Source organism: Streptomyces sp. NBC_00582, from assembly GCF_036345155.1.
Classification (GTDB): domain Bacteria; phylum Actinomycetota; class Actinomycetes; order Streptomycetales; family Streptomycetaceae; genus Streptomyces.
This window is the reverse complement of sequence record NZ_CP107772.1, coordinates 6502885-6517986: the sequence shown is the minus strand read 5'-3', so window position 1 is coordinate 6517986 and position 15102 is coordinate 6502885. Positions and strand designations below refer to the sequence as shown.

The 15102-nt window shown below is 70.1% G+C and carries 11 protein-coding genes; 4 read left to right on the top strand and 7 right to left on the bottom strand.

What is annotated here, in order from left to right:
- Positions 1 to 144: 144 nt before the first annotated feature.
- Entirely contained in the window at positions 145 to 711 is a 567-nt protein-coding gene (locus tag OG852_RS29290) for a DJ-1/PfpI family protein (RefSeq protein WP_330349445.1), read from the top strand.
- Positions 712 to 754: 43 nt separating this feature from the next.
- On the opposite strand, the gene OG852_RS29285 is transcribed toward OG852_RS29290, so the two are convergent.
- Both OG852_RS29285 and OG852_RS29280 read right to left on the bottom strand, forming a co-directional pair.
- Complete coding sequence (locus tag OG852_RS29285; RefSeq protein ID WP_133914941.1) at positions 755 to 1426, bottom strand: HAD family hydrolase; 672 nt, start codon at positions 1424 to 1426, stop codon at positions 755 to 757.
- Between the two features lie 63 nt (positions 1427 to 1489).
- Entirely contained in the window at positions 1490 to 2005 is a 516-nt protein-coding gene (locus OG852_RS29280; protein WP_133914940.1) for a DUF6912 family protein, read from the bottom strand.
- Positions 2006 to 2343: 338 nt separating this feature from the next.
- On the opposite strand from OG852_RS29280, the gene OG852_RS29275 reads away from it, so the two are divergent.
- Entirely contained in the window at positions 2344 to 2841 is a 498-nt protein-coding gene (locus OG852_RS29275) for an Rv3235 family protein (RefSeq protein ID WP_443064576.1), read from the top strand.
- 83 nt (positions 2842 to 2924) lie between these two features.
- On the opposite strand, the gene secA is transcribed toward OG852_RS29275, so the two are convergent.
- Positions 2925 to 5768, bottom strand: coding sequence for a preprotein translocase subunit SecA (secA, locus tag OG852_RS29270; RefSeq protein ID WP_330349443.1), 2844 nt, complete (start codon positions 5766 to 5768; stop codon positions 2925 to 2927).
- Between the two features lie 366 nt (positions 5769 to 6134).
- On the opposite strand from secA, the gene OG852_RS29265 reads away from it, so the two are divergent.
- Both OG852_RS29265 and OG852_RS29260 read left to right on the top strand, forming a co-directional pair.
- Positions 6135 to 6716 carry a GNAT family N-acetyltransferase gene (locus OG852_RS29265; protein ID WP_330349442.1) on the top strand — a complete coding sequence of 194 codons (582 nt, stop codon included), beginning with the start codon at positions 6135 to 6137 and terminating at the stop codon, positions 6714 to 6716.
- A gap of 84 nt (positions 6717 to 6800) precedes the next feature.
- On the top strand, positions 6801 to 7985 hold the full coding sequence (locus tag OG852_RS29260) for a winged helix-turn-helix domain-containing protein (protein WP_330349441.1): 1185 nt from the start codon (positions 6801 to 6803) through the stop codon (positions 7983 to 7985).
- Positions 7986 to 7998: 13 nt separating this feature from the next.
- Here the strand turns inward: OG852_RS29260 and OG852_RS29255 are convergent, their stop codons facing one another.
- The 4 genes from OG852_RS29255 to mtrB all read right to left on the bottom strand — a co-directional run bounded on the left by OG852_RS29255 (position 7999) and on the right by mtrB (position 15102).
- Complete coding sequence (locus OG852_RS29255) at positions 7999 to 8745, bottom strand: response regulator (protein ID WP_133914936.1); 747 nt, start codon at positions 8743 to 8745, stop codon at positions 7999 to 8001.
- 219 nt (positions 8746 to 8964) lie between these two features.
- Positions 8965 to 9657, bottom strand: coding sequence for a ribosome hibernation-promoting factor, HPF/YfiA family (gene hpf / locus OG852_RS29250; RefSeq protein ID WP_330349440.1), 693 nt, complete (start codon positions 9655 to 9657; stop codon positions 8965 to 8967).
- A 1481-nt stretch (positions 9658 to 11138) separates the two neighbouring features.
- Positions 11139 to 12974: an LpqB family beta-propeller domain-containing protein gene (locus OG852_RS29245; protein ID WP_330349439.1), complete on the bottom strand. Its 1836-nt coding sequence runs from the start codon at positions 12972 to 12974 to the stop codon at positions 11139 to 11141.
- Positions 12964 to 15102, bottom strand: a complete 2139-nt coding sequence (mtrB, locus tag OG852_RS29240; protein ID WP_133914934.1) for an MtrAB system histidine kinase MtrB — start codon at positions 15100 to 15102, stop codon at positions 12964 to 12966. Before mtrB ends, OG852_RS29245 begins: the two co-directional genes overlap by 11 nt.

The following is a 15102-nucleotide window of genomic DNA, read 5'->3' as shown; positions in this document are numbered from 1 at the left end:
ATGTGTACAAAACAGGGGCCAGAACTTTGACGTTCTGCACAGGGGCGGCGGCGGGGAACCGGGGGTGGGGACGCAGAGGTCGACGCCGGTACGGCCGCGGAGGGACCCTGAGGCTGACAGCGCCCGCGAGGAAGGAGCCGCCCCATGCCCGCGAAGATCCTCATCGTCACCGGCGACGCAGCGGAGTCCCTGGAAGTCCTCTACCCCTACCAGCGCCTGCTCGAGGAGGGCTACGAGGTCCACATCGCCGCCCCCACCCGCAAGAAGCTCCGGTTCGTCGTCCACGACTTCGAACCCGGCTTCGACACCTACACCGAGAAACCCGGCTACACCTGGCCCGCCGACCTCGCCTTCTCCGAGGTCGACCCCGGCCAGTACGCCGCCGTCGTCATCCCCGGCGGCCGCGCCCCCGAGTACCTGCGCAACGACCCCGAACTCCGCAAGATCCTCAAGTCGTTCTTCGACGCCGACAAGCCCGTCGCCCAGATCTGCCACGGCCCCCTGGTCACCGCGGCCGCCGACGCGCTGAGCGGTCGCCGGGTCACCGCCTATCCCGCGCTGGAGTTCGACATGCAGAGCGCCGGCGCCACCTTCCAGGACACCGACGCCGTGGTCGACGGCACCCTCGTCTCCTCGCGCGCCTGGCCCGACCATCCGGCCTGGATGCGCGCGTTCCTGAAGGTGCTGCGCGCGAAGACCCCGGCGGACTGACCTTTCCCGGGTGCGGCGCCGGCTCCCCGAGGGCGCCGCACCGTCACGCGGCCGCCCGTGAGGCCACCTCCACCGCTTCCGCGAGCGAGTCCACCACCGGTACGCCCACCTCCTCCAGGCTCGCCCGGCTGTGCGAACCGCCGGTGTAGAGCACCGCCCGCACGCCCGCGTGCAGCGCCGCCACCGCGTCGTCGGCCGCGTCCCCGATGACCACGGTCCGGGCGGGCTCCACCGACTTCCCCAGCGCGGCGAGATGCCGCACCATGTGCTCCGCCTTGCTGCCCCCCGACGGCCCCACCCGCCCGTCCACCCGTACGAAGTGCGGCTCGATCCCGAAGCCCCGCACCACCGGCACCAGTTCCTCGTGCACGTACATGCTCAGCAGGGACTGGCTGTGCCCCGCCGAACGCCATCCCGCGAGCAGCTCCACCGCCCCCTCGGTGAGCCCGCACCGCACCCGGTGCTCCGCGTAGTACCGGTGGAAGATCTCGTCCATGAGCTCCCACTCGACGTCCGTCGGCAGCCGCCCCATGAGCCGCTCGTAGAACTTCGGCACCGGCACGCAGTACAGCGCGCGGTACCGCTCCAGCGTCAGCGGCTCCAGCCCGAGCTCCGCGAACGCCGCGTTCGTCGCGCCTATGATCGCGTCGTTGTCGTTGAGCAGCGTCCCGTTCCAGTCCCAGACGATGTGCGCCGCCACCTGCTGCTTCCCCATGCAGCAAACGTACCCGCCCGCACCGACAATCAAGAGCGGACGCCGGTCCCGGTGCCGGCGGGCTCAGTCCCCCGCGCCCACCAGGTTCGCGATCTCCTGGGTGGCGAACCACAGCAGCTCGTGGTCCTCGGCCCCGTCCACGACGAACTGCGCGTCGTCGTCCCCGCCGTCCGCCGCCCCGAGCGCCCGCGCCGCCGCGGCGACGTCCGCCTCCGCGTCCCCGGCGTCCACGTGCACCGAGGCCGCCTTGGCCAGCCGTACGCCCCCCGACACCCGCGTCTCACCGAGCGCCGCCGGATCCAGCCCCCGGTCCGGGTCCACCTCGGTCGCACGGTCGGGTACGTCGACGGCGACCACGACCCGCCTGCGCGGAGCGTCCGGGTCCGCCGCGAGCAGCCGCAGCGAGGCGAGCGCGGCCCGGCTCAGCGCCGCGTACTCCAGCTCCTCGATGTCGTCGGACAGATACCACTCGCGCAACGCGGGCGTGACGGCGTAGGCGACGAGCGGTCCCGATCCCAGTTCCCCCGTCTTGTGCGCCTCGGCGAGGCCGGGGAGGGTCAGAGGGACGTAGACACGCATGGCTGGCCGCTCTTTCGTCGTCGGAATCGGCCCGGACGGTCGGCCGGACGACCTTCAGGATACGTGCGGCCGTCCCCTTTCGGGCCCCTCCCCGCACCCCGGAAGACGTCCACCCCACGCCTCGGAATTCACCCCCCGCACCGCCCCCACCGGCCCTTTCCGCTCCTCCGGCCACCCTGATAGGTGAACCGCCCCCGACCCCGGTGGCGACCCTCCGCCACCTTGCCCTCACCCACCGCGACCCCGTACAAGATCGACCACGGCAAGTTACCGACCGGTAGAAGGTCGGAGCCGCCCACCCATCAAGTCGACCGAACGGGCACACGATGAACAAGGTCATGACGAGGACGCACACCGCCCCCGGCACCGCCGACACCCGCCCACCCGGCCGCCGCGACCCCCGACGCCCCGCCGCCACCCCACCCCGCACCCGCCAGACCCGCACCACGACCGCCCCACGCGGCCCCCAACGCCCCACCCCGCCCCCGGCCCGCCCCCGCCCCACCGATCTCTTCGCCGACCGCCTCCTCGCCGTCCTCAGCGGCCACCGCCCCGTCCACTCGATGCTCCGCCACACCCTGGGCAGCGCCTACGACGACCTCGCCCACCTCGCCGAACGCGGCCCCCTGCGCGCCCCCCACGGCACCCGCCCCACCATCCGGGACATCGGCTACTACGTCCCCCGCCACGGCGCCATCGAGGCCTTCGCCCGCATCGGCACCGGTGACCGCCTGCGCGCCATGGCCTTCCGCCTGGAACTCGGCACCGACCACCGCTGGCGCTGCACCGCCGTCGAACTCGACGGCCCCCGCAGGCCCCGCACCCAGGACGACTGAACACCGCCCCCGACCCCCCACGCCCACCACGCCGAAGGGCCGGGCCACCCCCAGGTGACCCGGCCCTCAACACTCCACGGCGGCTACTTCTTGCGGCGCCGCCCCGTCTTCGCCTGCTTACGGCGCTCCGCACGCGTCAGACCGTCGGCCTCCGAACGCACCGGCTCGCCGTCGGCGTCGAAATCACCCTCGATGGTGCCGCCCTCACCGTCCACGGTCGGCGCCGAGAAATGCAGGTTCCGCCGCTGCGGAGCGTCCAGCCCCTTCGCACGGATCTCCGGACGCGCACCCGCCTGCGCCGGCACCACGTCCTGCTTCTCCAGGTCGACCGGCTCCGCGTCCTCCACCGGAACCTCCTCGACCTGCTGCTCCACCTGGACCTCCAGGTTGAACAGATAGCCGACCGACTCCTCCTTGATGCCGTCCATCATCGCGGAGAACATGTCGAAGCCCTCACGCTGGTACTCCACCAGCGGGTCCTTCTGCGCCATCGCACGCAGACCGATGCCCTCCTGGAGGTAGTCCATCTCATAGAGGTGCTCACGCCACTTGCGGTCCAGGACCGACAGCACGACCCGCCGCTCCAGCTCACGCATGATCTCCGAGCCGAGCTGCGTCTCCCGCGCCTCGTACTGCTCGTGAATGTCGTCCTTGATGGACTCGGAGATGAACTCCGCCGTCAGACCCGCCCGGTCACCGGCCGCCTCCTCCAGCTCGTCCACCGTGATCTTCACCGGATAAAGCTGCTTGAACGCACCCCACAGCCGGTCCAGGTCCCAGTCCTCCGGGAAACCCTCGGCCGTCTCCGCCGACACATACGCGTCGATCGTGTCGTCCATGAAGTGCTGCACCTGCTCATGCAGGTCCTCACCCTCCAGGACGCGGCGCCGCTCCCCGTAGATGACCTCACGCTGACGGTTCAGGACCTCGTCGTACTTCAGAACGTTCTTACGCGTCTCGAAGTTCTGCTGCTCGACCTGCGACTGCGCCGACGCGATCGCACGCGTCACCATCTTGTTCTCGATCGGCACATCGTCCGGAACGTTCGCCATCGACATCACACGCTCGACCATCTGCGCCTTGAACAGACGCATCAGGTCATCGCCCAGGGACAGATAGAACCGCGACTCACCCGGGTCGCCCTGACGGCCCGAACGACCGCGCAGCTGGTTGTCGATACGGCGCGACTCGTGCCGCTCGGTGCCCAGCACATACAGACCGCCGAGCTCCTCGACCTCCTCCTTCTCCGCCTTGACGGCCTGCTCGGCCTTCTCCAGGGCGGCGGGAAGCGCCTGCGCCCACTCCTCGATGTGCTCCTCGGGGTCCAGGCCGCGCTGACGCAGCTCCGCCTCCGCGAGGTCCTCCGGATTGCCGCCGAGCTTGATGTCCGTACCACGGCCGGCCATGTTCGTGGCCACCGTCACCGCGCCCCTGCGGCCCGCCTGCGCGACGATCGACGCCTCACGCTCGTGATGCTTGGCGTTCAGCACCTCGTGCTGGATACCGCGCTTGGAGAGCTGCTGCGAGAGGTACTCCGACTTCTCGACCGACGTGGTGCCGACCAGGATCGGCTGCCCCTTCTCGTGCTTCTCCGCGATGTCGTCGACGACCGCCTCGAACTTCGCGACCTCGGTGCGGTAGATCAGGTCCGACTGGTCCTTGCGGATCATCGGCTTGTTCGTCGGGATCGGCACCACACCGAGCTTGTAGATCTGGTGGAACTCCGCCGCCTCGGTCATCGCTGTACCGGTCATCCCGGACAGACCCGGGACCTCCTTGCCGTCATGGTCGTGACGCTTGTACAGGCGGAAGAAGTTCTGCAGGGTGATCGTGGCGAGCGTCTGGTTCTCGTCCTTGATGTCCACCCCCTCCTTCGCCTCGATCGCCTGGTGCATGCCCTCGTTGTAACGGCGGCCCGCGAGGATACGACCCGTGTGCTCGTCGACGATCATGACTTCGCCGTCCATGACGACGTAGTCCTTGTCCTTCTTGAAGAGCTCCTTCGCCTTGATGGCGTTGTTCAGGTACCCCACCAGAGGCGTGTTCACCGACTCGTACAGATTGTCGATGCCCAGCCAGTCCTCGACCTTGCCGACACCGGCCTCGTGAATGGCGACCGTGCGCTTCTTCTCGTCGACGTCGTAGTCGCCCGTCTCCTCCAGGCCCTTCAGCGGATTTCCCGCCTCGCCCCTCTTCAGACGCGTCACCAGCTTGGCGAAGTCGCCGTACCACTTCGTCGCCTGATCGGCGGGACCCGAGATGATCAACGGCGTACGCGCCTCGTCGACCAGGATCGAGTCGACCTCGTCGACAATGGCGAAGTTGTGGCCCCGCTGCACCAGCTCGTCCTTCGCCCACGCCATGTTGTCGCGCAGATAGTCGAAGCCGAACTCGTTGTTCGTGCCGTACGTGATGTCGCACGCGTACTGCTCACGCCGCTGGGCCGGCGTCATGTTGGCCAGGATGCAGCCGACCTCCAGGCCCAGAAACTTGTGAACACGGCCCATCATCTCCGAGTCACGCTCGGCCAGATAGTCGTTGACCGTGATCAGGTGCACGCCCTTGCCGGACAGCGCGTTCAGATACGCGGGCAGCGTGCCGACGAGGGTCTTGCCCTCACCGGTCTTCATCTCCGCCACATACCCCAGGTGCAGGGCCGCACCACCCATGATCTGCACGTCGTAGTGACGCTGCCCCAGCACACGCTTCGCGGCCTCACGCACCGTGGCGAACGCCTCCGGAAGCAGATCGTCCAGGGACTCGCCGTCCGCGTACCGCTGCTTGTACTCCTCGGTGAGGGCCCGCAGCTCGGCGTCGGAGAGGTCGACGAAGTCCTCTTCGATGGAGTTGACCTGGTCCGCGATGCGGTGCAGCTTGCGCAGGATCTTGCCTTCGCCTGCACGCATGATCTTCGAGAGGACGGACACGGGGGTTGGTCTCCTTGCCGGTCGGGCCTGGCACGGTCGGTTTCCATTTGACTCGCTGAGCAACGGCCATCGTATGCGAGGACCCCGCCACGCCGGGAGGCCTGCCGTGACGAGGACCGCACACTGTCGCGCACACGCGCCAAAATCTTCTTCAAACAGGACAACGCCCGGTCCCCGCCGATAGTGCCGCCCCCGGCCCGCGAATTGCGCGAATCGTGATCACCCGCTCACACCCCGCACCACCGACGCCGCCGACAGGACCCCCGGACGCACGAACAACGAAACCGTACAACCGAACGAACCCACCCACCCGGCACGCCCCCAAACCGATGGCGCCCGCCCACCGACCCCCACCACAATCGCCCGATGGAACCCGTCACCCTCACCACCGACCGCCTGACCCTGCGCCCCGTCGGCCCCCAGGACACCGACGCCGTCCACACCGCCGCCCAGGACCCCGACATCCAGCGCTGGACCACCATCCCCTCCCCCTACCTCCCCGAACACGCCCGCAGCTTCACCGAACAGATCGCCCCCGACGGCTGGACCGACGCCTCCCTCTACACCTTCGGCGTCTTCCTCCCCGACGGCACCCTCACCGGCATGCTCGGCCTCACCATGCGCTCCCTCGGCACCGCCGAGATCGGCTTCTGGACCGCCAAGGAACACCGCGGCCGCGGCTACACCACCGAAGCCACCCTCACCGCCGCCCGCTGGGCCTTCACCCACCTCGCCGTCGACCGCGTCGAATGGCGCGCCGAAGTCGGCAACACCGCCTCCCGCGCGGTCGCCCAACACGCCGGCTTCACCCTCGAAGGCACCCTCCGCGCAGCCCTCAACAACAAAGGCGTACGACGCGACTGCTGGGTCGGCTCCCTCCTCCCCTGCGACCTCGGCCTGCCCTCCGCGGCCCCCTACCTGCCCCCTCCGGCACGACAGACGCCGTAACCCCCACCAGCCACAACCCCGGCCCCGCCGGACGAAAGCCCAGCTCACCCCGCACTGTCAGTGCCACCACCTATCGTGCGAGCCATGACGACCCCGCGCCCCGCCACCGAGCTCTCCGCAGACGAAGCCCGCCGTATCGCCCTGCGCGCCCAGGGCTTCCTCGGCACCCCCGACCGCAAGGCCGGCGTCCGCGGCATCCTCCGCCACCTCGGCGCGGTCCAACTCGACACCATCTCCGTCCTCGCCCGCTCCCACGAACTGATCCCCTACGCCCGCCTCGGGCGCGTCGGCCGGACCACCGTCGAGGACGCCTACTGGAAGGACACCCACGCCTTCGAGTACTGGTCCCACGCCGCCTGCATCCTCCCCATCGAGGAATGGCCCCACTTCGCCTTCCGCCGCCGCGCCTACCGCGGCCGCCCCCACTGGAACCACCACCTCCCCGAGGGCACCTACGACCAGGTCGTCAAACAGCTCCGCACCGAAGGCCCCCTCACCGCCACCGAACTCGGCGGCGCCAAGAAGACCAGCGAATGGTGGGACTGGTCCGGCACCAAGGTCGCCGTGGAACGCGCCCTCATGTACGGCGAAGTCGTCTGCGTCGAGCGCCGCGGCTGGAAACGGGTCTACGACCTCGCCGAGCGCGCCGTCCCCGCCGACCTGCTGCACGACGACCTCGACGACACCGAATGCCTGCGCCGCCTGGTCCGCCTCGCCGGACAGTCCCTGGGCGTCGGCACCCGCGCGGACATCGCCGACTACCACCGTCTCAAGGGCGAACAGGTCGACTCCGTGATCGCCGACTCCGGCCTGGTCCCCGTCACCGTCGAAGGCTGGGGCAAACCGGCCTGGGCCGACCCGACGGCCCTCGCGACACCCCCGCGCGGCCGCCACCGCACCACCCTGCTGTCCCCGTTCGACTCACTCATCTGGGAACGCGCCCGCACCGAACGCATCTTCGGCTTCACCCACCGCCTGGAGGCCTACGTCCCCAAGCCCAAGCGGATCCACGGCTACTTCGCCATGCCGGTCCTCGCCGGCGGCCGGCTCGTGGGCCGCGTCGACCCGGCCCGCGAGGGCAGCACCCTGGTCGCCCGCCAGGTCAGCCTGGAAAGCCCCAAGACCGTCCCCGCGGTCGCGGAAGCCCTGGTCGAGGCCGCGAGCTGGGTGGACTGCACCGACGTACGCGTCGAACGGGTCGACGCACCGGACCTGCGCGACCCCCTCACCCGGGAAGTGACCCGCGCCCTGGTCACCGCACTGCGCTGACCGGCCCCACCCCTCACCGGATCTCGAGGATCTTCTCCCGCATCGCGTACACCACCGCCTCCATCCTGGAGTGCAACTGCAGCTTCTCCAGGATGTTGCGCACATGGTTCTTCACGGTGTTCTCGGAGATGAACAACTCCTTGGCGATGTCACGGTTGTTCATCCCCGTCGCCACCAGCTTGAGCACCTCCAGCTCACGGTCCGTCAGCCGGGGCGCCGGCACCAGCCGACGCTCGTCCGTGCGCTGGATCATCGACTTGAACTCGGTGAGCAGCTTCGACGCCATCGAAGGACTGATCTGCGACTGCCCGTCCGCGACCGCCCGGATCGCCGTGGCCACCTCGTCCGTCGAGATCTCCTTCAGCAGATAGCCGGTCGCACCCGCCTTGATCGCGTCATAGAGGTCGGCCTCCTCGTCGCTGATCGTCAGCATGATGATCTTCGCACTCGGCGCCACCTCCTTGATGGACGTGCACGCCTCGATACCGCCCCGCTTGGGCATCCGTACGTCCATCAGCACGATGTCCGGCAGCAGATCCGCCGCCTTGTCCACGGCCTCCGCGCCGTCCCCCGCCTCACCGACGACCTGGATGTCCTCCTCGGCCGCGAGCACGATCTCCAGCCCCCGGCGGAACAGGGCGTGGTCGTCCACGACAAGGACTCTGATCGGCTCCTTGCGTGAAGCACCCGCGTCCGGGCCCATGCCGACGACGCCGTCGTCGGCATCCTCGTCCCGCATCGGTCCGAAGGTGTCCGCCATCGTTCCTCCCCCTGAAGGCTGCGGCCGTGGTCCTGAGCCATCGCCAACCCAAGGCTGCGGCCCACCGGTTGGACCACACCGGCCATGATTCCATGCCCGGACGACAACACGGTGACAGAGAACCGCCCCAAGGGGTCGCACACAGGTGCCCCTGGGGGCGCACACCGCGCTCCAGGGGCACACCGCGTCATCACTGTCACCGGGTCGGGCCGAGTCGGGTCAACCGCCCAGCGCCCCGCCCGCGTCGGGAGAGTGCACCTGGGCGACCATCGGGTCCGTGTCGAGGTGGATCACGCCGTAGTCGTAGGCGTGGCGCCGGTAGACGACGCTCGGCTGCTTGGTCTCGGAGTCGACGAACAGATAGAAGTCATGGCCGACCAGCTCCATCTCGTAGAGGGCCTGGTCGAGAGTCATCGGAGCGGCGACGTGGGTCTTCTCGCGCACCACGAGGGGGCCGTCGCCCTGCACTTCCAGCGAACCGATCTTCTTAGTCGGGACGCTGTCCGACGCCTCGGACGGCACGGGGTGTCCGTTGCCGTTGAGGGTCGCCACGCCCGGGACGTGGTCGGGAACCTCCGCCGCGCTGAGCCGGCGTGCGCCGCGGCGCGTGTACCGCTTGTCATGCTGCTTGCGCAGCTGGGCGTCCAGCTTCTCCGCCGCCAGGTCGAGTGCCGCATACGGGTCGCTGGCCGCGGCTTCCGCCCGGATCACAGGGCCCCGGGAGCGAAGCGTGATCTCCACTCGGTCGCACCGGTCGGCCTGTCGGGGGTTGGGCTCCTTGGACACCTCGACGTCGAGGCTGATCACCTTGCCGTCGAGCTTCTGGATCTTCTCCAGCTTCAGCTTCTCGGCCACGTGCTTGCGGAACCGCTCGGGCACCTCGGTCTTGCGGCCCTTGACGACGATGTCCACGCAGAACTCCGTTCCCGGATCACTCCGCCTCAGTGCGGAGCGTCTCCCTTTTGCACCAGGCTCCGGTGAGCACCGGAACCTCGGACTTGGTGACTTCCACCTCCTCCTCCCCCATGGGCGAGATCTACACCCCAGGTGCCACGGACGATTACCAAAACCGCAGCACGGCATTCGGATAGGAGAGGTGTGGCCTGCGGCTTTCCCTCACAACCGAACATATCTCGCTCGGACGGATGTCGTCACCCTCTACTGCGCCGTACCTCCGTTCAGGTGAATTGACCCTGTCATTACCTGCAACGACGCAAGTTCTCACTCAGTTCCGGTTTATTCCGAACGAATCCGGCGACGCCGCGACCACGGCCGCGCACAGCACATCGCCACCACTCCTCACCTCCACACCTCCGTCCTCGGTCCGGGACCGCCGTACCCCTCTCCCTTCCCGAGCGACACCCGCGTACACAGGCAATCGCGGACCACCACCCTCCGGGACCCCCTCCGAACCGCCGTCCCCGGCCCTTCCCGCGGGCCCGTGCGCCCGGGCGAGCCGCCCTCGCCCCTGTCCTCGTCCCTGTCCTCGCCCCTGTCCGGGAGCCGCCCGCACCGCCCTCACCGCCCGCGCCGCCTCCGCGAGCGACGCACCCGTCGTCACGAGATCGTCGACCAGCACCACCGGCCCACCACGCAACAAACGCCCGCCACCGGACACCACCGCCAGCGCGCCCACCAGGTTGTCCTGCCGCTCACGCGCGCTGAGACCCGCCTGGTCCACCACCGCCCTGCGCTGCCGCAGCACCGACGCCACCCGCACCCGCAGCCCTGCCCGCCGCAGCTCACCGGCCGCGGCCAGGGCGATCCTCCGCACGGGGTCGTGACCACGGGCACGGGTGGTGGCGGGGGCGGAGGGGACGGGGACGAGGAGGAGGGGGAGGGGGAGGGAGGGTGCGGTGGGCGAGGGCGAGGGCGGCAGTACATCTCCGGGGGGCGGGGGCCCCTCCCCCTCCCCCCGCCCCCACCCCTCCCGCACCGCCCCCGCCAACGCCACCCCCAGCACTCCCGCCAGCCCCAGTCCTCCCCGTTCCTTGTGGGCCAGCAGCACCGCCCTGACCTCGTCCGCGTAGGGCGCCGCCGCGTACACGGCGGGCAGCCCGTCCGGTTCCGGCACCGGTCGCACCCGCTGTGGCGGGTGTCCGTGCAGGGTGGCCCGGCACTGGGGGCAGAGGACCGTACGGTCTCGCCCGCAGCCCGCGCAGTCGGCCGGCAGGACGAGGCCGGCGAGCTCCTGCCACCATCTGCGAACGCCTTCCACGTGCACCACTGTGCCGAGTGGGGAAGGGTCAGGCCACCCCTGTGGAAAACTGCGGGCGCAGGCCTGTGGAAAACCGACCGGTAAGTCAGATAAAAAGCCGGCCGAGGCCGCCCGCGGGCAGCTCGACCGGCCAAATCGGTTGTCCGCCCTGGTAAAGCGGGCTACGCCGAAGGGATCAGCCCGGATAAAAAGCGAGGGAGGCGGTTTCCTTCAGTGTGCGCCATCCGCTTCCGCCGGGCAGCCACAGCAGTCCGTCCTTGGAGGTCGCGAAGAGCGGGGCGTCGCTGGCCTCGGAGGCGGCGATGCTGGTGACCTCGGTGAGGCCGGGCAGGGTGCCGGACTCGGGGATCGAGCCGTCGCACTGCACGTACTGCACCTGTTCGACGCCGCCGGATTCCTGCCCGACCACCACGAGCCGGCTGTCCCCGGCCCAGGCCACGGCGGTGACCTGCTCCAACTCGGGTGTGGCGGAGCGCAGTTCCTGGACGGACACGGACGGCTGGTCCCCGCTGCCCTCGGCCCGTTCGATGCGCCCGATGAGCAGCGACTGTTTGCCGTCCTTGTCCACGACGAGCGCGATCCGCGCCCCGTCGGCGGCCACCCGTACGGCGTTGATACGGCCGTCCAGGCGCGGTGTGAGGACCTCGACGGGCTTGCCGCCGCCCTTCTGCAGCAGCAGGAGCCGGGGGTCGGCGGGGTTGCGGTCGGCGACCCACAGGTCGCCCTGGGCGTCCCAGGTGGGGGTGGTGAGCCGGTCGGCCTCGGTTTTTCCTGTGCTGGTCAGGACGGGGTCGCCGAGGGAGCTGCCGGCGACGGCGGAGGTGACGTAGAGGTTCTTGCCGTCGAGGGTGACGCCCGCGGCGCTGTGTTCGTCGCGGGCCACGGCCACCGAGAGCAGTGGCTTGGTGCCGTCGCCGAGCGCGCCGGGGACGGGGTCGGCCTTGGCGTTGCCGCCGGCGCTGCTGGCCATGCGGACGAGCTGGTGGTGGCCGTCGATGAAGTAGAGGTAGGTGGGGTGGATCTCGCTGCCGCGGGCGGCCACGGAGGTGGCCTGGTCCTCGCCGAGCGAGCACAGTTGCCGGCCGCCGGCCCGCAGGGCGATGCCCTCGACGGTGGGGGTGAGGCTCTGGAGGGTGAAGAGCAGTTGGGCGGCCATCTCGGCGCACTTGCCCCGCCCGATGTGAGCCGCTTTCGTGTTGAGCGGCACGGTGACCTTGTTCTGGTCGTCGGGGGTGAGTGCGCTGACGCCCTTCTTCAGGGCCGTGCCGGTGGGGAAGCTGGATCGGACGACGGGGCGCAGCCAGCTCGTGGGTCCGCTGAGCAGGGAGCGGACCGTCTGGGTCATGGGGTCGACGCGTTCCCGTACGTAGACGGGGTCGGCGACGGCCATGGGATTCCCGGAGGCGGCCGAGGTGGTGTTGGAGGCGAAGTAGTACTTGTTGACGGACATGTAGTTGCGCTGGAAGTCCGATTTGCCCATGACGACGCCTTGGGGGAGCACGTCGATGCGCCACTGTTCGGTCTTCTTGTCGCGGGTGAGGTGGACCGTCTGGTTGTAGCCGCCGGTGGCGGGGCTGTACGACTGCTGGGCGTCGACGGTGGCGACCTTGGTGCCGGTGAGGGTGAAGGAGTAGTCGTTGCGGTCGTCCCGGTCGCCCGACCGGTCGGCCTCGGCGCCGGGTCCGTCGGCGAGGACGGTGGTGGAGCGTTCCGGCTGCCAGCTCTGGGCGGTCTTGGTGGTGAGGTACTGCCGTGCCGTCGCGTAGCTGGGGTCGTCGCTGGTCAGCGCCTCGAGGAAGCCCTGCACGATTTCCGAGGGCGGTGCGTCGTCGCGGGGCGGCATGGCGAAGACCCGTACCTGGGTGTCCTGGCGTGGGGTGGATTCGACGTCGCGCAGATCGCCGCGGTCGGGCATGGAGGCGCATCCGGCCAGCATTACGACGCCGCAGGTGGCGTACGCCACCGTGCGCGCCGGTGTGCGCCGGGCGCGCTTCTGGCGGTCAGCGCCCACGGAATGCCTCCCCTTGCTCGTCCGGGCCCTGCGGTCCGGCGTCGGGCCGGTGCGGGGTGTCGCTGTCTGCCGTGCCCGTGCGGTCCGTGGCCGTGCGGCCCCTGCCCGTCGGTTTTCCGTCCGTCCGGTCCGTGTCCGTGCCGCGGGTCGGTTCGCCGGGGTTCCGGGTGGCCGGGGCGGTGGGCCGGGCCACCACGCGTGCGCCGTTGCCGGGCAGGGCCGTCGGGTCGGCGGTGGGCGTGACCGTGGCCATGCGGGGGGCGAGCGGGGCGTGTGCGGGTGAGAGCGGTTCCCTGGCGGGCTGCACCGGCACGGTGGCGCTCTTCTCGCCGCCCCGGCCGGCCTGTGCTGGGTCGTCGAGGCCGCGGTTGCGCCGTGAGTCCTTGGGTTCCAGGGGTATCGGCGAGCCCCGCAGCGGTTCGTCGGCGGTCCGGGGCAGGGTGAGGCGGAACTGTGAGCCGCCGCCCGGTTCGCCCCAGGCCTGCAGCCAGCCGCCGTGGAGCCGTGCGTCCTCCAGGGCGATGGACAGTCCGAGGCCGGTGCCGCCGGTGGTACGCGCGCGTGCCGGGTCGGCGCGCCAGAAGCGGCTGAAGACGCGGGTGGCCTCGCCGGGTTTGAGTCCGACGCCGTAGTCGCGCACGGCGACGGCGACGGCGCCGCCGGCGGCGGCGAGCTTGACCACGACGTCCTTGCCCTCGCCGTGTTCGACGGCGTTGACGACGAGGTTGCGCAGGACGCGCTCGACGCGGCGGGCGTCGGCTTCGGCGACGACGGGCTGCTGGTCGCCGAGGACCCGTATGGTCGTGCCCTTGCGGTCGGCGAGCGGGGCGGCGCCGCTGACGACGCGCCGTACGACCTCGCGCAGGTCGATGGGTTCGGCCTCCAGGGCGGCGGCGCCGGCGTCGAAGCGGCTGATCTCCAGCAGGTCGGCGAGCAGGGACTCGAACCGGTCGAGCTGGTCGGCGAGGAGCTCCGCGGACCGCGCGGTGACGGGGTCGAAGTCCTCCCGCGCCTCGTGGATGACATCGGCGGCCATGCGTACGGTCGTCAGCGGCGTCCGCAGCTCGTGCGAGACGTCGGAGACGAACCGTCGCTGCATCCGCGAGAGGTCCTCGAGTTGCTGGATCTTCAGCTGGAGGTTCTGCGCCATCTTGTTGAAGGCTTCGCCGAGGCGGGCGATGTCGTCCTCGCCGGTGACCTTCATACGTTCCTGAAGACGCCCGGCGGACAGCCGTTCGGCGATCCCCGCGGCCATCCGCACGGGCGTGACGACCTGCCGTACGACGAGCCAGGCGATCGCGCCGAGGAGGACGACGACGAAGAGCCCCGCGGTCGCGAGGGTGCCCTTGACGAGGCTGAGGGACTTCTCCTCCTGGGTGAGCGGGAAGAGGTAGTACAGCTCGTAGGGGTCGCCGTTGGGGTCGCTGAGCTGTTTGCCGATGACGAGGGCCGGCTGGGAGTCCTTGTCGTTGCTGTAGAGGATGCGGGAGTAGCTCTGGGCCGCTCCGGCGTTGCTGTTGATGTGGTCGCGCAGGGCTTCGGGGACGCTCTTGTTGGGGTCCACGTATCCGGAGGAGCGGGGTCCTGGTCCGCCGCCGCTGTCGTCGCCCGGGGGGAGGGTGACGACGTCGAAGGCGCCCTGGCCGCCGCTGGAGAGCGACGACACGAGTTCGCTCATCCATTCGGTGACGTTCTGCGGGGAGTTCCCGTCGACGGCGGTTCCGTCGCCGCCCCCTGCGGCCGCCGCCTCGTCGGCCTTCTGTTTGGCGACGGCGAACCCGCCGGTGGCCTGGCTCTGTGAGGCTTTGACCTTGGCGTCCAGCAGTCCGTTGCGGACCTGGCCGATGACGACGAAGCCGAGCAGCAGGACGACGCCGAGGGACATCAGCAGGGTGGTGGCGACGACCTTGAGCTGGATGTTGCGGCGCCACAGCCGCATGACGGGCAGCAGCGGCCGGCGTACCCAGCGCAGCAGCAGTCGCAGGACGGGGCTGCCCTGCATTCCGCCCTGGAGCAGTCCGCCCTCGAAGAAGCGTCCGAAACGTGAACCCATGGTCTTCCGGCCGACAGGCCGCTCCGGTCGGACCCCGGACCGGCCGGGGGCCGAAGCGGCACTGTCCCCGGACAT